Source organism: Acidobacteriota bacterium (assembly GCA_016196065.1).
Taxonomy (GTDB): Bacteria; Acidobacteriota; Terriglobia; order Terriglobales; family Acidobacteriaceae; genus Acidiflorens.
This window is the reverse complement of record JACPYL010000015.1, coordinates 52,952-77,851: the sequence shown is the minus strand read 5'-3', so window position 1 is coordinate 77,851 and position 24,900 is coordinate 52,952. Positions and strand designations below refer to the sequence as shown.

Annotated in this window: 21 protein-coding genes; 12 read left to right on the top strand and 9 right to left on the bottom strand. The window is 57.7% G+C overall.

The features are described 5' to 3' along the window. Window positions 1-66 precede the first annotated feature (66 nt). On the bottom strand, window positions 67-291 hold the full coding sequence (locus HY010_16170) for a hypothetical protein (protein ID MBI3477269.1): 225 nt from the start codon (window positions 289-291) through the stop codon (window positions 67-69). Between the two features lie 112 nt (window positions 292-403). On the opposite strand from HY010_16170, the gene nth reads away from it, so the two are divergent. After that, window positions 404-1,246, top strand: coding sequence for an endonuclease III (gene nth / locus HY010_16165; protein MBI3477268.1), 843 nt, complete (start codon window positions 404-406; stop codon window positions 1,244-1,246). Between the two features lie 90 nt (window positions 1,247-1,336). Here nth and HY010_16160 read toward each other — a convergent pair whose 3' ends face one another. The 3 genes from HY010_16160 to HY010_16150 form a co-directional block, all read right to left on the bottom strand. After that, a complete protein-coding gene (locus HY010_16160) occupies window positions 1,337-2,992 on the bottom strand; it encodes a SpoIIE family protein phosphatase (GenBank protein ID MBI3477267.1) in 1,656 nt (551 codons plus the stop codon). Between the two features lie 56 nt (window positions 2,993-3,048). Then, entirely contained in the window at window positions 3,049-4,311 is a 1,263-nt protein-coding gene (locus HY010_16155) for a DUF2029 domain-containing protein (GenBank protein ID MBI3477266.1), read from the bottom strand. Window positions 4,312-4,378: 67 nt separating this feature from the next. After that, entirely contained in the window at window positions 4,379-5,584 is a 1,206-nt protein-coding gene (locus tag HY010_16150; GenBank protein ID MBI3477265.1) for a DUF2029 domain-containing protein, read from the bottom strand. Between the two features lie 63 nt (window positions 5,585-5,647). On the opposite strand from HY010_16150, the gene HY010_16145 reads away from it, so the two are divergent. From HY010_16145 to HY010_16100, 10 genes are all read left to right on the top strand, one after another. Continuing rightward, window positions 5,648-7,117 carry a hypothetical protein gene (locus HY010_16145; GenBank protein ID MBI3477264.1) on the top strand — a complete coding sequence of 490 codons (1,470 nt, stop codon included), beginning with the start codon at window positions 5,648-5,650 and terminating at the stop codon, window positions 7,115-7,117. A gap of 162 nt (window positions 7,118-7,279) precedes the next feature. Then, on the top strand, window positions 7,280-7,447 hold the full coding sequence (locus HY010_16140) for a Flp family type IVb pilin (protein ID MBI3477263.1): 168 nt from the start codon (window positions 7,280-7,282) through the stop codon (window positions 7,445-7,447). Window positions 7,448-7,525: 78 nt separating this feature from the next. Continuing rightward, entirely contained in the window at window positions 7,526-8,359 is an 834-nt protein-coding gene (cpaB, locus tag HY010_16135; protein MBI3477262.1) for a Flp pilus assembly protein CpaB, read from the top strand. 79 nt (window positions 8,360-8,438) lie between these two features. Further along, window positions 8,439-9,890, top strand: a complete 1,452-nt coding sequence (locus tag HY010_16130) for a type II and III secretion system protein family protein (protein ID MBI3477261.1) — start codon at window positions 8,439-8,441, stop codon at window positions 9,888-9,890. A 61-nt stretch (window positions 9,891-9,951) separates the two neighbouring features. Further along, the gene (locus HY010_16125) at window positions 9,952-11,124 is read left to right on the top strand and encodes an AAA family ATPase (GenBank protein MBI3477260.1); all 1,173 of its coding nucleotides are present in this window, start codon (window positions 9,952-9,954) and stop codon (window positions 11,122-11,124) included. A gap of 5 nt (window positions 11,125-11,129) precedes the next feature. After that, window positions 11,130-12,425: a CpaF family protein gene (locus tag HY010_16120; protein MBI3477259.1), complete on the top strand. Its 1,296-nt coding sequence runs from the start codon at window positions 11,130-11,132 to the stop codon at window positions 12,423-12,425. Window positions 12,426-12,428: 3 nt separating this feature from the next. Then, a complete protein-coding gene (locus tag HY010_16115) occupies window positions 12,429-13,391 on the top strand; it encodes a type II secretion system F family protein (protein MBI3477258.1) in 963 nt (320 codons plus the stop codon). Window positions 13,392-13,394: 3 nt separating this feature from the next. After that, window positions 13,395-14,300 carry a type II secretion system F family protein gene (locus tag HY010_16110; GenBank protein ID MBI3477257.1) on the top strand — a complete coding sequence of 302 codons (906 nt, stop codon included), beginning with the start codon at window positions 13,395-13,397 and terminating at the stop codon, window positions 14,298-14,300. Window positions 14,301-14,329: 29 nt separating this feature from the next. After that, on the top strand, window positions 14,330-14,728 hold the full coding sequence (locus tag HY010_16105; protein ID MBI3477256.1) for a DUF192 domain-containing protein: 399 nt from the start codon (window positions 14,330-14,332) through the stop codon (window positions 14,726-14,728). Then, on the top strand, window positions 14,725-16,857 hold the full coding sequence (locus tag HY010_16100; protein ID MBI3477255.1) for a hypothetical protein: 2,133 nt from the start codon (window positions 14,725-14,727) through the stop codon (window positions 16,855-16,857). The genes HY010_16105 and HY010_16100 overlap by 4 nt, the downstream gene beginning before the upstream one ends. A gap of 36 nt (window positions 16,858-16,893) precedes the next feature. On the opposite strand, the gene HY010_16095 is transcribed toward HY010_16100, so the two are convergent. The 4 genes from HY010_16095 to eno all read right to left on the bottom strand — a co-directional run bounded on the left by HY010_16095 (window position 16,894) and on the right by eno (window position 21,668). Beyond that, entirely contained in the window at window positions 16,894-17,877 is a 984-nt protein-coding gene (locus HY010_16095; protein ID MBI3477254.1) for a D-2-hydroxyacid dehydrogenase, read from the bottom strand. Window positions 17,878-18,009: 132 nt separating this feature from the next. Next, window positions 18,010-19,617 (bottom strand): 2,3-bisphosphoglycerate-independent phosphoglycerate mutase, encoded by a 1,608-nt coding sequence (locus tag HY010_16090; GenBank protein ID MBI3477253.1) that lies wholly within the window; start codon window positions 19,615-19,617, stop codon window positions 18,010-18,012. Window positions 19,618-19,782: 165 nt separating this feature from the next. Beyond that, on the bottom strand, window positions 19,783-20,355 hold the full coding sequence (locus HY010_16085) for a DUF2059 domain-containing protein (GenBank protein ID MBI3477252.1): 573 nt from the start codon (window positions 20,353-20,355) through the stop codon (window positions 19,783-19,785). 20 nt (window positions 20,356-20,375) lie between these two features. Continuing rightward, on the bottom strand, window positions 20,376-21,668 hold the full coding sequence (gene eno / locus HY010_16080) for a phosphopyruvate hydratase (protein MBI3477251.1): 1,293 nt from the start codon (window positions 21,666-21,668) through the stop codon (window positions 20,376-20,378). Between the two features lie 202 nt (window positions 21,669-21,870). On the opposite strand from eno, the gene HY010_16075 reads away from it, so the two are divergent. Beyond that, window positions 21,871-22,488, top strand: a complete 618-nt coding sequence (locus HY010_16075; GenBank protein ID MBI3477250.1) for a hypothetical protein — start codon at window positions 21,871-21,873, stop codon at window positions 22,486-22,488. A gap of 78 nt (window positions 22,489-22,566) precedes the next feature. Here HY010_16075 and HY010_16070 read toward each other — a convergent pair whose 3' ends face one another. Continuing rightward, the gene (locus HY010_16070) at window positions 22,567-24,816 is read right to left on the bottom strand and encodes a glycoside hydrolase (GenBank protein ID MBI3477249.1); all 2,250 of its coding nucleotides are present in this window, start codon (window positions 24,814-24,816) and stop codon (window positions 22,567-22,569) included. Window positions 24,817-24,900: the final 84 nt, after the last annotated feature.

Below are 24,900 nucleotides of genomic sequence, written 5' to 3'. Positions count from 1 at the left end.
GATGAGCAGCCGAACTGCAGATCCCTCGCTTCGCTCGGGATGACAGTTCCCATTTACCAGGAGATCTCAGAAGGCCCCTTCCTGCGTAAAGCTGAAACCCGGCAAGGTCACGCCCTCACCTGACTTGGAGACCTTGACCTTCACCGTGGGCGCGTCCGGGGCGGTGACTTCCGCTGGACGCAGCACCGCGAACTGGCTGAACACTTCGCTGTACACCTTGGTGACCAGAAAATCCTGGCCGCTGGAATCCTGGCGCCAAACTTGTCCGAGTTGTATGACTTTCACGGCCACGTTTAATTTCCTTTGGCTTTCAGACTACTCAGGTTGGCAAGGAGTCGTCAATTACCGAAAGTGCGCGTGCGTTTCGTTTGCTACCATGAAACCGCCCCACCAAGGAGACTCTATGCCCCGCGGAAAGACTCCGCGTCAACCGAGCCGCAACGGACGCCACGAAGGTACCCGCCGCGCGACCGGTTCCGGACCGAAGCTTGCAGCGGCTCGCTCGGTCGCACCCGCTCGCCCGCCGAAGTCGAAACCGTCGAAGGCTCCATCGAAGAAAACTCCCGGTTACGACGCGCTGGCGCCGGCACGCTTAAGCGCGATCCTCGGCGGACTGGATCAAATGTATCCCGACGTAAAGTGCGCGTTGACGCACAGCAGCGCATGGGAACTGGTCGTGGCGACGATTCTTTCCGCGCAGTGTACCGATGTACGCGTGAACATGGTCACGCCGGGACTATTCGCAAAATATCCTACCGTTCAGCATTTCGCCGCACTTGAACCGGAAGATCTCGAGCCCGACATTCGCTCGACTGGGTTCTTTCGCAACAAGTCGAAGTCCGTGGTTGGAGCGGCGCGCAAAGTTGTCAATGATTTCGGCGGAGTCGTCCCACAGACCATGGACGAACTGCTCACGCTTCCCGGAGTCGCGCGAAAAACGGCGAACGTCGTGCTGGGATCGTGGTTCAAGAAGAATGAAGGAGTCGTCGTTGACACGCACGTCACTCGGATCTCGATTCGGCTGGAACTCACCGAACACACCGACGCACCGAAAATCGAACAGGACCTGATGCAGATCATTCCCCGCGAACGGTGGACGAAATTTTCTCACCAGATCATCTGGCATGGACGAAAGCTCTGCGTCGCGCGCGGACCGAAATGCGCGGAGTGCGGCATCGAAACACTGTGTCACGCCGGCGACAAAACCTGGTCAACGGTCGACATTCACAAGAACGCAAAGCTGTAGCCCGTGCAATTTGGACCTCAGTGCATGAAAGGCTGCTGTGCGTCTGGAGCTGGTCGTCAATTCGTCCAATATATAGGTGTACGCGACCGATCAGTTGCCGCTGTAGACGAGTTCGATCACGGTGCAGTCGTCGTTGAGGGGAGTGCCGCCGCAGAAGTCGGCGACTGCGGAGAAGATGTCGTCCATCGACAGACTCTTCCCTGCTACGACCTCAAGGCGGTCGCTGTCGAACATGTCGCCGCGTGCATTCTCTGCTTCGGTGACGCCGTCGGTCACGAGGATCAGGCGATCGCCCGGTTGCATCTGGCAATGATCGCTCTCGTACACGGCATCAGCAAGAAGTCCGACGGGCAGGTTGCCGTGTCCCGGCCTGAGTACTTCCTTGTTGCAGATCCACACCGGCGGGACGTGCCCGCAATTTACATATTCCAGATCGCCGTCATGCCGCAGGCGGGCAATGATCATGGTGGCGTACTTCGAGCCAATGTGCTTTTTCGTGAAGAAGCGATTGAGCGCGGTCACGATTTCCGTCAGCGGCATTCCCGCAATCAAGTGGGAGTACACCATCCCCTGAAGAATCGATGCCAGCAAGGCCGCTGAGACTCCCTTGCCGCTCACGTCTGCGAGTACGACGGCGAGGCCGCTCGGTGTATTGACCGCATCGAAGAAGTCGCCGCCGATTTCTTTACAAGAAAGATTGCGTCCACTTAAACGCGCAAATGGAACTTCGGGGATCGTTACAGCCATCAGTCCTTGCTGAATCGATGCTGCAATCGAAAGTTCCTGCTGATAGCGGCGACCTGCTTCCTCGGCCTGTACGAGGCGGGCATTTTCGATCAACTGCGCGGCTTCTGTCGCGATCGCGCGCAAAATGTCGTGGCTGACACTGGTGATATCGCGCGCCGCGAATCTTGAATCGACATAAAGCGCGCCCATCACTTCGGCACTGGCCGGCTGCTCGGAACGAATCGCCTGCACTTGCGGCTTGCGGAGCGGCATGCAGATCACAGTCCGCAAATCAAAGGCGACGATGCTTTGCCGTTCCTTCATGTCCATCATCTGGCTGGTATCGGTAACCATGTACTCGGAATTCGAAGCGCACGCTTCTTCGAGCACCGAGCGGGAAATTGTTTTGTCGTCGAGGAGGGGCTCGCCTTTGGAATTTCGTCCGGCAGCAAGAATGAGTTTTCCGTCAGGATCGCGCAGAAAGATAAAGCCGCGTTCCGCGCGCGTCAGTCGTAAGGTCGCATCGATCAGCGTGACCAGAATTTCGTCCAGCACACCGATGGTGTTGAGCTTACGCGCCGCTTCGAGGAAGAGAGTCAATTTCTCGAGATCGCTGGCTTCCGGAGCAATCTGGATACCTGAAATCTGGCTAAGAAATTCGCGCGCAGTATTCGAGGTCGCGTGCAGTGGATGAAAAATCAGGTACGCGATGTCACGAGCGCCGAATTCCAGGCGATCGTTACGCGCCAATTTGCGGCGGTCGACCCGTTCGCCGTTGACGAAGGTTCCGTGCTTGCTGCCCTGATCGATGACGAAGAACTCGCCGTTTTCGGCAACGATGTGGGCGTGCTCGCGCGACACGCGCGGATCGGGAATGACGAGATCGCGGTCCACCTTTCGGCCAACCGTGTAGGGAGTGTGATTCAGCGAGAGCGTCTGCTGCTCGTTCCCCTGTACATAGATCACGACCGGGAAAATGCCCGACACTGAACTCGACGGCGTAACCGAGGAAACCGACATGCCTGCTGAATTCTCCTGAGCCGAGTCCCCGCCCCCGAGGCCCGACCGTTAGCATTCTACGCTGGGACGGGCTTTCTGGAGGCAGAGGATGATCCCCGATGTGCAACTACCAGCATCAGGGCCGCCACTGCCACCGGTAACGTGAGCGCGGTCCAGCCCGGAACCGCCCATGCCTTCTGAATGACGTCGGTTGGCAGGACAAACGATAAACCGGCCAGAACGGTACTCGAAAGCCAGGGCCAGGTCAGCAACAGAGATACCGCGAACAGGAATACCTTGCCCGCCATTCCCATCTTCCAGATACGTAAACGGTCTCGGACGATCAAGAGAATCGCGGGGATCAGCAGTACCTGGTTGTAGAGCGCGTAGCTCGGCACAAGCAGCAGAGTCGTAGCCAAAGCCAGGCACATGCAGACCGTGAATTTTTCAGAATCCGCTGTCACGCTGCGCCACCGCCAGAACGCAAGTCCGGCACCGGTTGCAGCGGCCAGCTCGACGAAACGGCTCCATGGATACAGGAGCAACTTGTCGAGCGCAGGGACGGCATCGGTATAGAGCTGATAGTCACGCGCCGCTTGCCAGAAACGGGGAATCCAGTGCGGGAGCCATATTTCGCCCGCGACGCACAGCACAGTCATAGTCAGCACGAGCGACACGATCCAGCGGTAACGACGTTTCCAGTCGCCAATCGTCCAGATTGTCATCCAAAATAATAAAACGCAGATCAATTGAGGCTTGACGGTCGCGAGGGCGAGCAAGATACCCGCCGCCACCGGGTAGCCCCTTTTCAAAACCGCGAAGGCAATCGCCAGCAGGGCAGCCACCAACAACGTCATCTGTTGCAGTTTGAGTGCTTGCAAGACGACCATGCTGCCCAGGGTCAAGATCACAACCACGCCTTGCATAGACATCGACAATTGCCACCGCAGGATTCGCAGCCAGATCAACACGCTGCCCACAGTCAGGATCAGCAAGGTCCAGAAAAAACTTTCCCGCACAATCTCGAACGGCAGATGCACAGTTGGCGCGAGGTAGAAAACGATATAAACCGGATAGGCAAACGCCTGCTTGTCTTTTGGATCTTCTGGACGGGAGGGATCGATGGGGCGGCCGTAGTATCCCGCCTGAATCTCGCGCGTCACTTCGGGACTATAGGGATCGCGTCCGTGCAATAGCAGTTCGCGCGCGCCCAGCCAGCGCGGGTAAAGATCGGACAGATTCCCGCGAGGCCGTCCGTGTTCGGCAGCGTCGCTCACCTGGTGAGCGATCAACACGCGTTCCGCATACAGCCACATTCCAGCCAGACAGACTACTGACACCGGAATGAGCCACCAAGGGCCGCGCAGAATGGAATTTTCCCGCATCGATTCGAGAACACTTTGGATACTACAACGCCTGCGTTCCGGTTGCGTGCTCCGTAAGTTGGCCGGAGAGATTACCCTTCCGGAATAGCCAGAACAGAAACGCAGCGAACCAGACGAAAGGGCTCAACCAGGCCCCAACCAACTCAAAGCGAGGAAGAGCGTACAGCAACAGCAGAAGCAGGATGTCGATTTGCCCGGATCTCTTAGTCGCGTGCTCACCATCCGCGAAAAGCAGGAGGATGGCTGGAAACAGAAGGCTCAGATCGTAGGTCAGTGAGTGATAGCTGACCAGAAGAGCCGCTACGGTTGCCAGCGTGAATGTGAAACGGAGGGAATATTTCTGGAAGCGAATGCAATATCCCGCGATCCCCATCACCGCAACGGAACACAACATAGTTGCTACGAATATCGGACTGGAGTCTGCCGACACACCGGGTAGTCCCGCCAGCAGGCCGCGCAAGTTGGGCATCCCCGAAGGCACGATGCTGCCGCCCGCCCCGCCCTTCTCCATGTTGATAAGGAAATGGAGGTAGCCGGTTACACCCGTCCATCCCACCATGCCAAGGGACAGAACACCAAGCAAAACGGACATCGGAACAAACCCGAGCAAAATTCTCCATCGCCGAATCGCCAGTAACAGGATCACGGGCAACACGAGTTGGAAGCGAAACATGCCGCCAGCCAGAAGCAATCCAGCTGCAGTGTCCCATCTTTTTTCCAGAGCCACGACCGCGAGCACGAACAGAAATAACAAGAGAATGCAGTCCTGCCCCTGAATCAACGAAGTAACAGCCGGATAAAACCCCGCAGCGGCCAGTGCGAGAAAAATCGGCGACACTCCTTTTAGTCCCGGGCCACTCCTCAAAATCAACAGGCTGACCGCCAGCAAAACCAGGTTCAGTGCCGTCCACAATAGATAAGACGGCCAGTATGGAAGCAGCGTCAGCGGCGCAAACAGCAGCGCCTCAAAGGGAGGATGAATATACGGCAGTGCAGCCTGACGTATCGAAACGTTGGGCGCAAATTGCTTTTGCATCTCGTACTGCGCCGGTAAGTCGTAAAGTGCGGTGGCCTGGCCAGTCCGCACCATCGTGCCCGCGGTATAAAAGCTGGCAAAATTCGGATAGCCGTTCCTGAGATAAGGCGTCAGCTTCGCTGCCATGACGAGATGGCTGACGGCCATCGCCAGCAGGAAAATTCCGGCGACGAATTCTTTACGACGACTCAATCGATTCCAGCCCATAGACTGTGTGCAGGCCGCTTGATTCTATAATCGCCTGCAGATTTCGAAATGAAGATTCCACGATTAGACCGCGCCCGGACGTTTGCAGGCATCCTGCTCTTCGGTCTGCTCGCGATGACGGCGCGCAACGCAGTTGATCCGGATCTGTGGTGGCACATCCGTACCGGCGAGTGGATCGTGCAAACCGGTCATATCCCACATACCGATTCGTTCTCGTTCACGCGCGCGGGCAGTCCATGGGTCGCGCATGAGTGGGTCTCCGAGGTAGTGTTCTATGGAATCTCGAAATATCTCGGCACGGCTGGACTGATCCTCTTTGCCGCGATGGTTACGACGGCAGGGTTCCTGATTCTTTATTGGCGATGCCGCGCTAAGCCGCACTGGGCAGCCGCAGCCGTTGCCCTCGGCGCCTTGGCGGCTGCGCCTGCGTGGGGTGTGCGGCCACAGATGTTCACGTTCTTGTTTGCCAGTTTGCTGCTCTGGCTTCTGGAACGAGGACAAGACCACCCGCGTTTGCTGCTTTGGATACCACCACTTTTTGTGCTTTGGCTGAACCTGCATGCCGGATTCGCGCTTGGTCCCGCATTGATCCTCGCGTACATCATCGGCATGATCAGCGAATCCGCACTTGGCGAAACTGGATGGCAAGAAGTTCGATCTCAGATCGGGCGTCTTGCACTTGCGTTCGTCGCTTGTCTAGCCCTGATTCCTCTGAATCCCAGCGGTGCAGAACTTTATCGATACCCGCTACAGGTTCTTCGGTCTGCCGGGATGCGGTCCTTCATTGTCGAGTGGTTCCCTCCCGACTTCCACCAACTGCGCTACCTTCCAGTGTTCCTGATATGGACTGCGCTGCTGATCGCGTTGCGGACACTTTCGTCCCGGCCGAAATCACGGTTGCTCTTCCCGCTCTTGATGACATTTCTGGCTTCCCTCGACGCGGTGCGCCATATTCCCATCTTCGTATTGCTGGCGACTCCGGTGATCGCCGTGGCGCTTTCGGAAGTGGCTTCCGCCCGGTCAGTCGGGTCATCCCGCCGGACCACTGGGTCTCCTCGACTTCAACTCGCCTTCCGGGTCAGCATCCTGGTGTTGATGGCTGGATTCGCGATGACACGTTGCCTTGATCTGGTCCGACGGCAATCGCAGACTGAGGCCGAAATGTTCCCGACCCGAGCCATCGACTTCCTGCACTCGCACCCACAGCCGAGCCGATTGTTCATTTACTACGACTGGGGAGGCTACGCCGTCGCCAGGCTCTACCCCGAATATCGCGTTTTTGTGGACGGCCGGGCGGATCTTTACGGTGATGCCATACTTCATCAGTTCCAGCAAACGATCCAATTACAAACGGGTTGGAGGCAGGTTCTGGAACAGTCGGGAATACAATCTATCCTTGTACCCCCCTCCAGCGCGCTTGCCCAAGGACTATTCCTGGACCCTGGGTGGCATGCCGAATACACGGATTCGCAGGCGGTTCTCTTTGTGCCCCATCCTGCAGAAAAGGCCCCGTATTGATCCAATATCTACTCTGCAAGGGCAAAAAGTGAAAAAATGTGTACCAGAGACTCCCGAATCTGCGAAACTACACCCGTCCAGACGGGTGCCATTTGACCCGGGGGCTCAGAACGACAACTTCTTTACAATTGTGGATTTGTGGAAACCATCTGGAGGATATGAATGACATACCTAGCCAACCTGTTGTGGCGGAACGAAGAAGGACAAGACATTGCGGAATACGCCGTAATGTTGGCCGTGATCCTGGTGATCGTCATTGGCACGGTTCGCCTGATTGGCGGCAACGCCAACAATGTATTTTCTTCCGTCGCCAGCGGGATCTCGCAGTAGCACCGAGCAACACGGTACAAAGAGGTCGGCCTAAAGCGTTTGGTGAATAGGTCCGGGATCAGCCCGGAAGGATAAGGAATGAACCGAAGTCGATTGCTTATGATCGGAGGCTTGGCCTTGGCCTTAGGCCTGCTGGTCAGCTATACGGTTTACAACCGCCTGCTGAATTCCTCGAGTGCGAACAACGAGCCTGGCGTGGACGTGGTGGTGGCAGCGAATGACCTCCAAGTGGGCGCCAAGTTGGAGGAACGCGACATCCGCCTGGCTCGGTTTCCACAATCCGTAGTACCTCACGGCGCCTATGGCAAGACGGCGCAAGTTACCGGCCGCGGAATTGTTCTTCCCGTCAGCAAGGGCGAATTCATCTTGCCGGGCAAACTGGCTGCCGAAAAGGGTGGATCTGGTTTGCCGTCGTTAATTCCGCAGGGCATGCGCGCTGTTTCGGTCCGCGTCAACGACGTTGTTTCGGTGGCGGGGTTCGTGCAGCCTGGTTCGCGCGTGGATGTTCTCGCGACCGGCAATCAAGGGAATAATGATCGGCAGACAACTACTGTTCTGGAAAACGTTGCCGTGATCGCTGTCGGCAAGAATCTGGAACGCAATGCCAACGGAGACGCTACGACGGCGTCGGTAATCACCCTGCTGGTTTCGCCCGACGACGGACAAAGGTTAACGTTGGCCTCGCAGGAAGGGCGCATCCAATTGGCATTGCGCAACCCGCTCGACCTGAAAAAAGCAGAAGTGACCGTCACTCGTGCCAGTTCTTTATATCCGGGAGGCGCACCGCCGGCGAGTTCACAGAGCAAGCAACCCAAGACTCACAAGCAAACGATACCGGTCACAGTGGTACAGCCTTCCAGCTACCAAGTGGAGACGATTCGTGGCAGCAAACGGGATGAAACCAAGTTCTGAGCCGGAGGGCGCAGTTGATTTTAGAGATTCAGATTCGCATGCAGGGCCAGTGCTCGAGTCGTCGGAGAGGTTCGAATTCATGAAAGTGTTCACGCTGCTCGCAGGCGCTGTGATCCTGTGCATCGCACCCGTGTTGGCGCTTGCCACAGAGTCCGCCGGTTCACAGAGCGCCCCTGCGGCCGCCCCGGGAAATGCGGCCACTTCCCAAGTCTCGACTCCGGCAGCCGAAACTTCCACGCAGGCAACGCCTGGGGCCGCCCCGCTACGGGTGATGGTGGGCAAATCATTGCTGATTAACACCACGGAGCGGTTGAAACGCGTTTCTGTCACCGATCCCGCCGTCGCTGACGCCCTGGTGGTGACGCCGAATCAAGTGCTCGTCAATGGACTTGCGCCAGGAGAAATTTCGCTCATGATCTGGGACGAGGCGGAACGCTCCCAGAGTTTTGATCTGCGGGTCGATGTCGACGTGACTGCCGCCGCCGAAGAAGTGCACCGGCTTTTCCCGGACGAACAAATTAGCGTCACGCCTTCGCGCTCGGCGATCGTGCTCTCTGGACATGTCACGACCGAAGATGTCTCCAAGCACGCCGGCGCGATCGCATCCGCCTATTCTAAGAATGTCGTCAACGTATTGAGCTTCGGCCCGGTCGGAGCGCAGGAAGTTCTTCTGGAAGTGAAATTCGCCGAGGTCGATCGGTCTGCGGTAGTCCAACTTGGCGCCAATTTATTCATGCCGGGACTGGGCAACACCGTCGGCCTCAGCCAGACGGGTCAATTTGGCGGCCTTGGTATCAGCAACACTGCCCAAACAACTGTGACCAACGGCAACACCCAGACAACGACCACGACGCTGACTCCACCCGTTACTCGCGTCAACGATTTTCTCAACCTGTTTATCGCGCGCACCGACATCAACATCGGAGCTGTCATCCGCGCTCTGCAGCAAAAGAACCTGCTGCAGATACTAGCCGAGCCGAATTTGATCGCCGTCAATGGCAAGGAAGCAAGTTTTCTGGCCGGCGGAGAATTTCCCTTCCCCGTGGCACAGCCGAGCGCGCAAGGATTGTCCACTGTGACGATCCAGTTCCGCGAATTTGGCGTGCGCCTGAAATTCACTCCGATAATTCAGCCCAACGGAAATATCCATTTGCGGGTTGTGCCAGAGGTCAGCACGCTGGACTTTACGAACTCCGTGACCGTCGCCGGAACCACCGTACCCGCCATCAGCACGCGCAAGGCAGACACCGAATTTGAACTGCAGGACGGCCAGAGTTTCGTCATTGCCGGATTAATTGACAACCGCCTGACCAACATCACCAGCAAAGTTCCATGGCTGGGAGACGTCCCTGTGCTGGGCAATTTTTTCAAGAGTAAGAGCATTCAGAAGAGCCGGGGTGAGTTGATGGTGGTGTGTACGGCGCGACGGGTATCTCCGAGTTCTCAGTCGCCCGCAACGCCGGTCAATCCGCAGCCGCTCTTGGATAAAGAAAGCTTTGACAGCAAGAAGCCGGAAGGCACAAAGAAATAGGCGTTTTCTGAGCCGCGACGCTGTGGGAAACGAATCTAGGGGAAGGTGGTAAGGTCGAGTTATGCCCGAGTTGTCCGTAGCCGTCTTTGCCACCGACAATGACCAGCGGGCTGTGCTCCAGGTCCTGGTGGATGGGACTAGCGTGGCGCGCACCGTGTGCAGTCAGAGCCATTTGCCGGTCGCAGCCACTGACAGTGTCATTCGGAGAACCCAATCTTTTGCTCCCCATGTGATTCTCGTCGATATCGCTACGGACGGCACGTCGGCCGCTCTCCGGGCGATCGAACTTCTGCACCAGGAACTTCCAGATGCGGCCGTGTTTGCCATCGGAAGCATGTCCAACTCCCAGTTGATTGTCAGCGCCATGCGGGCGGGAGCACGCGAGTATATCGAGCGTCCCACCACTACCACCGATCTCCTGGAAGCCTTTGTTCGCCAGACGTCGATGCGCCGCAAGCCTGGTCGCGAAACTTCACGCGGAAAGATTCTGACCATCGTCAATGCCAAGGGTGGAAGCGGCGCCACGACCGTGGCGGTCAATCTGGCACTCGCTCTGCAATCGCTGCAACATAGCATCGCCTTGGTGGACCTGGCGCCGCTCGGCCACTGCGCCCTTCATCTGAATATCAAACCGACATTCACGGTTACGGACGCGGTCACAAACCTCCACCGCTTGGACTCTTCTCTGCTGGATAGTTTTATGGCGCGGCATCCGGGCGGATTGCAATTGCTCGCGGGAGCCGCTGCTCCAGCGCCCATCGAACCTTCTGCATCCGACTTTGCGCGCCTGTTCGACACCATGGCGGGACTGTTTCGCTACATCGTCGTCGACGCATCCTCGCGGCTTGATAGTGCCACACGGCTGGTGAGCAACTTATCGGAAAAGGTCTTGTTGGTAGCACATGCCGACGTCGCATCGCTTTGGAGTGCCGGACGCGTCGCCCAATATCTGGGTGAAACCGGTTCACGCGATCGTTTCGCGCTGGTGCTGAACCGCTATCGCAAAGTCTCTGGCTTCAACGAAGCAGAAACAGAGGCTGCGATTGGTGCGCCTGTTCTCTGGCGCATCCCGAATCAATACTTCGCGGTCTCGGCGGCCATTGACCGCGGCGTCCCTGTGATCCAGCAAAGCAACACAGAAATAGCGCGATCTATTTACGGACTGGCAGAGCATCTCACCAAAGACGATCCGGAAACAAAGCGCACGGCGTGGTCTTTATTTAAAACGGTCTAGCAAACATGGCGAATCTGCAAGCCTTCGAGCGAAGTGAATACCAGCAGGTCAAAGCCGACCTGCACCGGAAGATCCTGGACCGGCTCGACCTCGAGAAGTTGGGGCGAAGCCAGGGGGACTCCGCGCGCGAAGAAGTTCTCGTACTGATTCGTAATTCGGTCAACAGCGAAGCCGTTCCTCTCAGCTTCGCCGAACGCGAACGCCTGAGCCGCGAAATTCTGGACGAGATCTTCGGACTCGGCCCCCTCGAGCCCTTGCTCAAGGACAACACGGTTTCCGACATCCTGGTCAATCGTTTCGATCGTGTGTACGTGGAGCGTGCCGGCAAACTGGAATTGACCAGCTTCTCCTTCAAAGACAATCAGCACTTGATGCAGATCATTGATCGCATCGTGTCGCGGATCGGCCGCCGGGTCGACGAATCTTCGCCGATGGTGGACGCTCGTCTCGCTGACGGCTCGCGTGTAAACGCCATCATCCCGCCGCTGGCACTCGACGGACCGTGCCTTTCCATTCGCCGTTTCGGACGCGATCCAGTCACCGCGCGCAACATGCTCGATAACAAGACCATGAGCGAGCCCATGCTGGAACTGATGTCAGCCATGGTCAAGGGCAAGCTGAACCTGCTCATCTCGGGCGGCACCGGCGCAGGCAAGACGACGCTTCTCAACGTGCTCTCGGGATATATTCCGAACTCCGATCGCATCGTCACAATCGAAGACGCGGCCGAATTGCAACTCAAGCAGGAACACGTTGTTCGCCTGGAAACGCGACCACCGAACATTGAAGGCAAGGGTGCAGTACGGCAGCGCCAGCTTGTGATCAACAGTTTGCGCATGCGTCCCGACCGCATTGTGGTGGGCGAGGTGCGCGGTGAAGAAGCCTTCGACATGCTGCAGGCCATGAACACTGGCCACGAAGGATCGCTGACCACCGTACACGCGAACTCCCAGCGCGACGCCCTGGCTCGTATCGAAAATATGGTCGCGATGGCCAACCTGAACATTCCGGAGCGCGCGGTTCGGCAGCAAGTCGCAGCCGCGATTCACGCCGTGGTGCAGGTGGCGCGCCTCTCCGATGGCACCCGTAAGATTCTTACCGTTTCAGAAATTACCGGCCTGGAATCCGACGTTATCTCGATGCAGGATATCTTCGTCTTTGAGCGTGTCGGGATCGACGAAACTGGCCGCGTTCGCGGGGCGTTCCGTGCAACCGGCATCCGGCCCCGCTTCGCGGAACGGTTGGCCACGGCGGGCTGCCGCTTCCCCGCTTCCATGTTCGAGTCGCGGATGGAGGTCTAGCCCATGCAGATCGCCATCGCTCTCCTGGTATTCCTGGTCGTAACTCTGGGAGTATTTGCTGTCTTGAGTCTGCTCGACCAGCGCCAATCGCAAGCCCGCACCCTTCGCGACCGGCTCTCCTCTACACAAAAACCGGACGAAGCGCCGGTCGACGTGAAACTCCTGCGCGACGAGATGCTGAGCCGCATCCCGGCCTTCGATACTTTTCTCCGCCGCTCCGAACGCGTGACGATTCTCCAGAAGATGCTCACACAGGGCGAAGTGAATGTTCGAGCCGGAAATTTCCTGGTGTTCTGCATCGGGTCGGCCATTTTTTTCGGGCTGGGTTTTATGGTCGCTGGCCGAAATCCATTCTTCGGATGGGCCGGGCTTATCCTCGGATTCTTCATTCCCTACGCTTATGCTTCGCACCGGCGCGCCAAACGGTTTCAACAATTTGAAGAAAAGTTTCCGGAAGCCATCGATACTTTGGCTCGCGCTGTCCGGGCCGGGCACGCCTTTACGACTGCGTTGGAACTGATCGCCAGCGAAGTCTCGGAGCCAGTCGCCGGAGAATTTCGCCAGCTCTTTGAGGAACAAAAGTTCGGACTTCCGGTCCGCGACGCGCTCATCAATCTTGCCGAACGCATTCCACTCGTGGACGTGAAGTTTTTCGTGACCGCCGTGATGTTGCAGCGCGAGACCGGAGGCAACCTGGCGGAAATTCTCGACAATCTTTCTTATGTGATCCGGGAACGATTCAAGATTCTGCGCCAGGTTCGCGTGCACACTGCGCAGGGACGTCTGACCATGGTGCTCTTGATGGCATTGCCTCCGACGATTGTGGTCGTGATGGTGGTCATGAACCCGAGCTTCATTCAGCCGCTATTCACGGATCCCCTGGGTCACGCCCTCATCGTGGGCGGCATCACGCTCCAGACGCTCGGTTATTTTGTGATCCGCAAGATCATCAGGATTCAGGTCTGATTCATGATTTGGGCCCTCTCCATTCTGATTTTTTTCACCATCGTAGTGGTGGTGTTCGCTTTCGGCGCTGCGACCATGGCGCCGTCGTCGGTGCTGGGTTCACGTCTTCGTGAAATCGGATGGCAGCGGCCAAAAAAAGAAGAGAAGCCTGCCATACGGGAACGGATTCAGCAGGCGCTTGATCCGATCAGTCGCGCGCTTCCGGTTACTCCTACCGACGTTTCCCAAACGCAAGCCTGGTTGATTCAAGCCGGATATCGCGATGCCCGTCATGTCCGTTTTTACTTCGGGGCAAGAATTCTGTTTGCGATTCTTGGTCTGGCGGGCGTGCTTGTATTCTCTGGGGTTGATTCGTTGCTCTTGCTGGTTGGAATTCCAGCGTTCGGCTTTTTCCTGCCGCGTTTCTACTTGAAACGGGCCCTGAGAGAACGGCAGCGCCGAATTCGACTGGGACTACCCGATGCGCTCGACTTGACCGTGATCTGCGTGGAGGCTGGACTCGCCCTCGACCAGGCCATGTTGCGCGTTGGCGATGACCTGCAGCACGCGCACCCCGAACTCAGCTCCGAATTTCATCTCTTCAACCTAGAGACCCGTGCTGGTAAGCCACGTGCCGAAGCGCTCAGAAACCTCGCCGCTCGCACGGGAGTGGACGATGTCCGCGGTTTGGTGGGTACCTTGATTCAGACGGATCGATTCGGAACCAGCGTCGCCCAGGCGCTGCGGGTCCATTCCGATTCGCTGCGGACCGAGCGCCGTCAGCGAGCCGAAGAACAGGCTGCCAAGACCACTGTTAAAATGATCATTCCCCTGGTCCTGTTTGTGCTGCCCTCCCTGATTTTCGTCACCGTGGGGCCGGCTGTTATTCAGTTGATACACTTACTCGGTCCCATTTCCGGCGGGAAGTAGTGAATCCGGTTCGAAGTTGAGGAGTGGTCATGCCCGCCCACGGGCCTTCGGGATACGCTTTCAACCGTACACGCAGTACTTATCTCGCGACCGAATTACTGGTCGCGCGAACCCACTGGACCCGTTTTCGCGGCCTGATGGCAACTGACGCCTCACGTTTCCGCCCCGGCCAGGGCTTGTGGATTACGCCGTGCCATGGCGTCCACACATTTGCCATGCGCTTCCCCATTGATGTGCTCTATCTGGACCACGAAAGGATCGTCATCCACATGGAAGAGTCGCTCAAGCCATGGCGGATGGCGGCAATTCGCGTCCTGGCGGCGTCAGTGCTGGAACTTCCGACTGGCACAATTCGCAATTCTGGCACCCTTTTGGGCGACCAAGTCGATATCCTGATGGAGCGTCCGCTCGATACCGAAGCTGCATGAGTACAGTCGAAACCATCCCGCAGAATGTTGACCAGCAGCCATGGCCTGAACCGCCCAAATTGCTGGTGGAATGGTCCTCGCCCTGGCAGGAATTCAAGACTGCTCTCGGTCCCGCTCTCAGCAAGTCCCCCAAGCACCTTGCCGGAGAAGCTCCCATCGGCATGTTTCCGTACCGAGGGATGCTGCTCACGTGGTCGCTCGAAGTATTGCTGGTATTTCTATTGATCGTAATTCCCGCCCGAATTGCAAGTCTGCAGCCCTACACGCCTCCACCCGTTCAAAAATGGGACATCATCTATTACACGGGCGACGAACTTCCCAAGACCGAAGACGCCGGCGGGGCGCAAGCCGGCAAATCAGGACGCGCGGGAGGCCGGGAATCTCACCATCGCACGCAAACCATCCGGGTCGCTCGTGGCAGCACACCCACTGAAAAAGTGGTCGATGCTCCGAAGCTGAACCTGCCGCGCTCGGACGCATCTGTGGCCAACCTGCTCGCGATCAAGCCCGTACCAGGACCACCTCCGACCGAAGGCCTGCGCTCGTCGTTCGCCGCACCGGCGTTGCCGACACCGAGTGTGGTGCCTCCCACGCCGGAACTAAACTCCACTTTGACGCGCAAGCCGGACAGCCTGATGGCTAACGTAATCGCGCCCGCGCCGGAAGTTTCGCACACGAACACGCGCTCCTTACCCACGGTGAACGCACCGGTGATCGCTCCTGCGCCGGACGTAAAGCGCGACCGAATGCGCGGAGCAACGTCGATCACGCCCTCGGTCATCGCGCCCACACCCAACACCAACGACGCGCAGCGTGATCTGGCGAGCTCGCGTTCGTCTCTGACGCAAACCGCCAACGTGATTGCACCGCCCGTCGCATCGCCCCAGCGCGACCGTTCCGACACTCCAAAACTTGCGCTCCCGGCACCGGTGGTGGTCGCTCCACCGCCATCGCAGGTCAGTCGTGATTTCAATAGTTGGGGCGGTTCATTGACGGGAGACGTGCATCCCTCTCCGGTGCCTCCACCACCCAGCATGTCAGGTGGAGGATCGCTGTCGCGTACCGGAGCGGGCAGCATCACGACACAAGTTGTCCCACCTCCTGTGAGCCCTGATGGCGGAGGCTTGAAAGGCACGGCTGGCAGCCGTTCCGGAGGATCCTTACTCGGATCAACCGAAGTCGTGCCGCCTCCACCCAGCCTGGGAGGAGGCAATGCCCTTTCCGGAAGTGGACGCGGCAACAAAGGAGCAGGTACCGGCAGTCCCCTCGATCCTGGCACAGCTGTAACTCCACCCGGAGCTAACGGCAGTGCGGCAGGCTCAGGTGTTGTGGTGTCCAACCAACCGGGATCCAAAGTCGGACTGCCGAATGCCAGTAGCGGCGCGATCGCAATGTCTCCAAGCGGCGCGGCAAAGACAGGGCTCGGTGGCAATGGCGGAGGAGCGGGCCTCGGAAAAGGCACAGGGCCCGGAAGCGGCCTGCAAGGAGAGAACTCTGGCGCCGGCAAAGAGGGGACGGGCCCAGGTTCCGACCCCAACGCGCGCTCGGGAATTTCCCCTTATCCAGGCACCGGCGGCACGGGACAAGGTACCAACGGTGCACCTGCGATGCCCGGCGTGTCCGTGCAAGGCGGCAACAGCATCACTCTTCCCAGCTTCGGACCCGCCGGTGGAACTGCTGGCTCTGGGCCGGGACGGTCGTCGGCCAACGATCACAAGCGCTCGGGATATACGATCCAGGCCACGTCACGATCCGGTGGCGTGTTTAACTACTACGGCTTGCTGAAAGGTGACAACTATTCGATCTATATCGAGACCTCTCTCGGCATGGCGGTCATGCAATATGCCGACGCAAGCTCTGGATCGCATCCCGCAGGAGTTCCTCTCACCGAACCAGAACCCATCCGCAAGGATCTCCCTGCCGGCCTGCGACCGACGCGCGTCGTGATTGCGTGTGTCCTCGACCGTTCCGGTGTTCTGAAGGATATGAAAGTACTCGAACCGGGTGCGGCGGAAACAACTTCGAAGATTCTGGCAACGCTACCGAACTGGAAATTTCGTCCCGCATTTCGGGGAAATGAGCCCGTCGAGGTAACGGCTATTTTGGGATTCGGGATCGATACGCGCTAGGGCAGATCCGCCGGGTGTCGTGCAACTATCGCTACATTAGTAACCGCGCTTCTTATCTACTACCCCACGCAATTCCTTGCCACCGACATAGCGCCTCAGGTTTTCCGCGAACAACGCATAGTGCCTCTCCCACAGCTTGTCGGTTAGCGCTGCCGTGTGCGGTGTGATCAGGAGGGTTGGGATATCCCAAAGAGGCGAGTCGGCCGTCAATGGCTCTTTTGGAAAAACATCCAAGGCCGCGCCCCCGATTCTCTTCTCACTCAACGCCGAGGCGAGTGCAGATTCGTCAATCAACTGACCGCGAGCAACATTGATCAGGCACGCGTCAGTCTTCATCAACGCGAGGCGTTCTGCGTTTGCCAGGCTCTTCGTTTGACCAGTCACCGGGGCCGCCAGCACGACGTAGTCTCCCTGACGGAAAATCTCATCAATTTGGTCCGGTCCGAAGACCGCATCCGCGCCCTCGCTTCCCTTCTCGGGATGTTCCCGCACGGCAATCACGCGCATTCCCAACGCCTTCGCACTTTTGGCAACCGCGCGGCCGATACTACCCAAGCCCACCAATCCAACGGTCGCGCCCGCAACTTCGCGTACGCGTGGAAGTTCCTCCCACATGCGTTGCTGACCCCACTCACCCTTTGCCTGCAGTCGCACTGCGTCGGGAATTTTCTTCGCCAACGCAAAGATTTGCGCGATCACATGCTCCGCAACGACTGGCCCGTGCACCTCCCGTGCATTGGTGAGGACGATGTCACTCTCCACCAACTCCGGGAAGATAAGTTGATGAACCGCTGCAGCGGGAGAGTGAATCCAGCGCAGCTTCTTCGCGGACTTGATCTGCTCCGGCCGGACAGACCATGTGACGGTAATCTCGGCGTCCACGATCTCGGCATCCACGCGCTTGTAGTCGGAAAGGTGGACAATATCAAGCGAAGGAAAGTCAGTTCGCAGTCTCTCCGCGAACCAGCCAGGAGCATTCCACAGGTTAAATGGATGATGGACGAAGATCAGCAGCTTCATGCGCACAACAGCTTACCAGGCAGAGACGCCAAAGAGTTGTGGAGCTACAAACAGCAGGTCCTTCGCTTCGCTCAGGATGGCAATTTTTTCAACGCCGTCCTGCCTCGGCGCACTCTGCGTCTCGGCGGTCCATTATTTTCGTAGGACACGCAAGTCGGCTCCAGTCATCTCTTTCGGCTCGTCGACGCCGAGCATCCCAAGGATTGTCGGCGAAATATCGCGCAATGATCCGTTCGGTTTCAGGGTGTACCGCGATGCATCGGCGGCTGCCACGATAAACGGCACGGGATTCGTCGTGTGCGCCGTATGCGGACCGCCGGTTGCCGGATCGATCATCATCTCGGCGTTGCCATGGTCGGCGGTGATCAGCATCGCGCCGCCTCGTGCGCGGACCGCTTTTTCAATTTGGCCGAGGCAGGCATCGACCGTCTCCACGGCCTTTACGGTCGGTTCGATCTTTCCTGAGTGACCGACCATATCGGCATTGGCAAAATTCACGATCATGACGTCAAACGTGCCGTCATTGGCGGCTTTCACCACAGTGTCGGCAATTCCTGCCGCGCTCATTTCCGGCTTCAAGTCATAGGTCGCCACTTTTTGAGATGGCACCACGATGCGCTCTTCCCCAGGAAACGGTTGCTCCACGCCACCGTTGAAGAAGTATGTGACATGCGCATACTTCTCCGTCTCGGCGACGCGCAGGTTGCGCATATTGAGTCCGCCCATCACGTTGGCCAGGATGTTGGCCATCGACTCGGGGGTTATCACCATCGGCAGGCTGAAGTGCTGGTCGTACTGCGTCATGCAGACGTATTTCAGATTCTTTGGCCCACGCTCGGCAGGAAGTTCAGTATTGAGATCAGCCGCGCCGGGCAGATCACCGCCCGCCTGCGAATTCAATCCACTGGTGCGGCAAAGGGCGCGGGTAATTTCGCGAACGCGGTCGGCGCGGTAGTTGAAACAGATGCAGGCGTCATCGTCGGCGATCTTCGCCAGGGGCTCGCCGCGATTGTCCACGCACACGAACGGCACGATGAATTCGTCCGTCACACCTTTCCCGTAGAAGTCTTTCACGCCCTGCACAGGATCGACGTAGGTGCCGCCCTCGCCCTGACCGAAAACCATCGCGTTATAAGCCTTCGCAATGCGCTCCCAGCGCCGGTCGCGGTCCATCGCGTAGTAGCGTCCATTCACGGTGGCAATCTTGCCGGAGTTGTACTCGCGCATCTTCTGCTGCAATTGCTGGATATAGCCCGCGCCATTCGTCGGCAGAGTATCGCGTCCGTCCATAAAGGCATGCACGAAGACGCGATCCACTCCATTCTGTTTCGCCATCTTGAGGAGCGCGTAGAGGTGCGTCTGCTGGGAATGGACGCCACCGTCGGATAGGAGTCCGAACAAGTGCAGCTTTCGGCCGCCCGTGCGCGCATGCTTCATCGCGTCGAGCAGCACCGGATGCGAGAAGAAGTCGCCATTCTGGATCATCACCTCGATGCGCGTGATATCCATGTGCACGATGCGCCCAGCGCCAATATTGAGATGCCCGACTTCGCTATTGCCCATCTGTCCTTCGGGCAGACCGACAAACGGACCACTGGTGTGAATGAGCGTGTTCGGATACTCACGCAGCATCCGGTCGTAAACCGGCTTGCGCGCAAGCGCGATCGCATTGGCCTTGGTTTCAGCGCGGTATCCCCAGCCATCGAGGATGATAAGAACGAGAGGTTTCGGATGAGGCAATATCAGCTCCTAGCTATTCGCTTCTGGCTTCGACCACCAGCCATTCCGGACGGCGCCACATCGGTGCGCCGATTAAGTCAGGCAACAGAAATAAGGAAAGTACGTTTGCGGAAAAAATGTGAGATCAGATCGGTTCGCCGTTTCAGCCAAGTACCGCCGGGTTCCCTATTTCTTGGGGTCCGCAGGCTTCGAGTCTGTGCCGCTCTTTTTCTCGTCGTTCGCCATCGCATCCACACGCGACTCCATCTTTTTCAGCGCATCCTCAATCTTCGGCTGCATGCGGGCATAGGAAATTCGCATCGCCTCCGCCGTCATCGCAGGCATCTCCTTCAATACCTTTTTGCCGACCGGGGACGAATAGAAATCGACGATGGCCGCCAAATCCGCCTCACTCAGATGATTCTGGTACACGGGGACCATGTCACGGAGCAAGTCGTCGATTGGATAGTTCTTAAAAAGATCATTCGCCATATCACTCATCAGGCTCTCGAATTGCTTCCGCTGTTCGGGAGTGGCGTCCGGCATCCGCTTGCTGAACATGTCCCCGACCATGATGTTGACTTGCTTTTGCTCGGTTTGCAGCATGGTCTGCATTTGCTCTCGAAGGTGCATGATGTCAAAGAACTTCATGACCTGCTCGCTTGAGGGTGGTTGATTGGCAGCAGTTGCAGATTGCTGGCTCCACAACGAACACGTCGATAGCGCGAGTAAACACGCGATCACGAGAGAACGCCTCATAGAATCCTCCTCAATAACTTTTATCCCTTGTAGTTCAATGCCTTCAGTCCCAGGAACCTGGCCGCGCTACCCAATTCTTCTTCAATGCGAAGCAACTGGTTGTACTTTGCGACGCGATCGGTACGCGATGCCGAGCCGGTCTTGATTTGTCCCGCGCCGGTAGCGACGGCGAGATCGGCGATGAATGTGTCTTCACTCTCGCCGGAGCGATGCGAGATCACGCTGGTGTATCCGTTACGACGGGCGAGGTCGATGGCATCGAGGGTCTCGCTGACGGATCCAATCTGATTGACTTTGATCAGGATCGAATTCGCTACGCCTTTGTCGATGCCTAGCTGGAGGCGCTCGACGTTCGTAACGAACAGGTCATCGCCTACGAGCTGAATCTTGCTGCCGACTTCTCTGGTCAGCAATGCCCAGCCGTCCCAGTCATCTTCTGCCAGTCCGTCTTCGATCGACACAATCGGGTAGTCCTGCACCCACTTCGCCCAATACTTTGCCATCTCTGCGGAAGTCTTGGCCGACTTGTCGGATTTCTTGAATACGTATTTACCATCCTGATACAACTCGCTCACCGCCGGATCAAGCGCCACCGAAATATCTTTGCCGGGCTTGTATCCCGCTTGCTGAATCGCTTCCAGCACCACTTCGATCGCTTCCACGTTCGATTTCACCGACGGCGCAAATCCGCCTTCATCGCCGACCGAAGTGTTATAGCCGCGTTTCTTCAGGACGCCCTTGAGCGTGTGGAATACTTCCACTCCCCAGCGCAGTGCTTCGGAAAAAGACGGCGCGCCGACCGGCATCACCATGAACTCCTGGAAGTCGACGTTGTTGTCGGCGTGAGCGCCACCGTTCAGGATGTTCATCATGGGAGTCGGCAGCGTGTTCGCACCGGCTCCGCCGAGATAGCGATAAAGAGGCTGCTGAAACGCATTTGCCGAGGCCCGGGCGGCGGCCATCGAAACGGCGAGGATGGCATTCGCGCCCAACCGGCCCTTGTTGGCTGTGCCATCAAGCTTGATCATTTTGGCATCAAGGGCTCGCTGGTCGGCAGCGTCCATGCCGTGGAGGGCTTTTGCGATCTCGCCATTCACATTTCCCACCGCCTTCAAAACGCCTTTGCCCTTGTAACGCTTCTCGTCGCCGTCCCTCAGTTCGACGGCTTCGTGCTCTCCGGTCGAGGCGCCGCTCGGTACGATCGCGTGCGCCCTGGCTCCACCCGCAAGTAGGACTTCCGCTTCCACCGTCGGATTGCCACGCGAGTCGAGCACCTGGCGTCCGCGAATTTCGGTAATGCTGGTAACAGGCATGATTGCTTCCTTTATGGTCTGAAATATTTTCTTCGAAAGGTTGGGACTGGAAATTATAACGGACAGCCGTTGCCTTCGATGGTTCTCTTGCCCTTTCCACCGTTGTTCCCGCAATTCACGTGGCTTACAGTCAATGCAGCGTATTGGAAAGTCCCATCGTTGCCGGCGGACGCCGGCGTAACAAAAGTATTGAGGAGGTTCTGTGAAGAGATTTCTTGGAATTACGACTTTGGTTTTGTTGACGAGCGCGGCTTACGCGCAAACTTCCCTGCCTACCGGCACCGCACTCAAGATGAAGCTTGAGACCACGCTTGCCAGTTTCAGCAACCACGCCGGCGACCCGTTTCAGGCGCGCCTGACGGAACCTGTCGTCGTCGATGGCAAGACCGTGATTCCGATCGGCACGACCGTGCAGGGACGCGTCACCCAGACCAGCGAACCTCGCCGCGTCGCGGGCAAGCCGACCATTGCGCTCTTCCCTGAGAATCTAGTCCTACCCAATGGGGATCGCTTCATGCTCAACGCGACCTTGGTCGATACCAGCATGCGTCGCGGCACCGATGTCAATAACGAAGGGCAATTCAAAGGCGCTGGCCATGACGGTAAGGACTTGACGGAAGTCGGTATGGGCACAGGCGCTGGCATGTTGATCGGCGGCCTCGCAGGTGGCGGCAAAGGATTGCTGATCGGCGGCGCGATCGGCGCCGGAGCAACCGTAACCCACTGGCTCTCCAAACACCGCTCTGCAACACTTCCGGCGGGCACCGAACTGGTAATGGAACTGAATCGCCCGATGGTGATGAATCCGAGCGGACAATGAAAACCAGTGGATAGTGGTTAGTGAATAGTTCTCAGGAATTTTACTAACCACCAATCACTATCCACTAATCACTTTCTTTCACTGCCCCACCAGGTCCTCTTCTCGCAGTAATTCCAGATCGATCCATCCTTCTACAGGCAATGCGTCCACCGGCAAACGGTTGGACCAGAGACTGAATCGCATGCGCACGCGAAGCGCGAGTTCCGAGTTGTACGGATTTCGTATCTGGTGCAATTCCAGCGGCGCCGCCTGCAACGCTGCGAGAGGCAGGCCAAATTCAAAATTGCGCGCCAGCGCGACGCGTACCTCTCCGGGTTCGCTGGACGATGCCAATACTTTGTCCGTCTCCTGGCCGGTAACCTTCCACGAGATCATGCGGCCTTTCTGAACTTCTGCTTCGAGGCGCAGTTCACGGCGAGCTGGTGATCCGTGGTTCACCCATGACTCGAGGTTGACGACGACCTGAAAATCATCTTCCGGGACCTTTCCAACAAAATCCAACCGGCCATAGACGAACTTTTCGTCAATGCCAGCGTGTACCGCGTCCAGAAGGAACTGTTTGCCATGCATGGAGCCTGATCGCCGGTCGGCCGTGTAGCGAGCAGCTCCCATCCACTCAAAGTAGCGAACCATGTCGCCCGTGACGCGCGGATGGATATAGGCGCTTTGTGGAGTGAATGAAGGGCGAGCCACCGCGCCCGCGATCGGTTGCGCCAGGTAATCCGGCGGAGTGCCTCCAAGCGCCTGGTAAACGTTGGACAAATGCTTGCGATAAAGCTCGTCGAAATCGCGATCGTTGGCAGAGTGATGTTCGGGGCCGTACCACCAATTCCAATCACTGCCCTCGGCAATCAGGATTTCTTCGAAGGCCAGCTTCCGCTGTTCTTCGCTCGCGCTCGCCGCTCTCTCCGCATAAAACTCTCGTGCGCGATGGAGGTAGTCCCAAGCCTTGTTGTCCTCCGGCGCACCAATCCAGACGTTGAAGTTGGCGTTGATCCACGATCCCGGCACCAGCGAATTCAGATAACCAAAGCTCTGATGACGAGCAATCGCCTCAGTCACCGTCACCGCTTCAATCCCCGGATCTTTCGCCAGACCGTCATAAAAGCGGCGTAAGAATTCGCGCCCGGACTGCGGGTAATATTCCCATGCGTTCTCGCCATCCAGGATGATCGGAATCATGGCGTCTTGACCATGCGAGAGAAGCGGTTGCGCACATTCCCTAATCTTTTGGATGAGATTATTGGCGGCCTCTTGCGGCGGCATTCCGGAATACACGAACCCAACCAGATCCGACAGGGTGTGGTCCCGGAAGATCATGTTCATGCGAGCGTCGGCGTTCTCGTAACGATGAATCGTGTAGAGGCGATGGGCCTGGTCGGAATGCAGATGCCCGTAGCCGTCGCGCGAAAAGTGAAATCCCAAAGTGCGACCCAGCACGCCTTCGTCAGTCGCCATCCACTGAATGCCCAGGCGATGAGCAATCGCGAGCACTTCCTCGGAAACACTGCCCTCCGACGGCCACACTCCGGTCGGACGCATGCCAAAGACTTTTTCCTGAAAGTCCAAGCCGCGCAGCAGTTGTTCGCGAGCGTCTTCGGGACGTCGATAGCGACTCTGCGGAAGCGGCAGCCCCGGCGACGACGCTGCGCCCGCTTGGGTGTCGCACACGAGTGGCAAGATCGGATGGTAGAACGGCGAAGTTGAAATCTCGATTGAGCCCTTCTTCGCTGCATCGGCGTGGGCTGGGATCACCCGCCTCACCAGCTCCCGTTCCGTCTCGATGACAAATCGCTGGTCTTCCAGCGAGTAGTTCTGTCCCTTGCGAACCAGTTCCGCGATGTTTTTTTCCTGCAGAAAGTACTCGTCGAACCAGCCGATCTGCGAAAGAACCTGGAGATCCGTATAGTCCTGGTTCTGAAAATGCTTCTCTGCGCGTTCCGGAGAATCTCCAGAGCTATGAAACCTCTCCCACAGTTCGCGGTAGCGCGGATAGCGCCCGATCACATTCACGGGATGCGCCTGAAACAGGTATTGCAGGGCGAAGCGCCGCTCTTCGGCGGACAGATCCTTGGCCGGCTTGGAGGCCACTTGCAAAAAAGGATCCTGCGCGTTGCCCGAAGCGTAGTCTTGTATTTGCGTGACCAGCGAAGGCACGAGGTTGAACGTCTGGTGGACGTTCGGGAATTCGTCCAGCAGTTTGACCATGCCGTAGTAGTCTTTCAGGGCATGGAGGCGCGTCCAGGGCAGGCGGTACTCCCCTGTAACCAGGTCTTTATAGAACGGCTGATGCTGGTGCCAAAGAACGACAACTCGAATTTGAGCCATACCGTGGGTCTGTCTACCTTATCGGCAATTTTCCAGTATGGCATAGCCGTCCGCGATATCCTGATGAGTATTCGAATACACTAG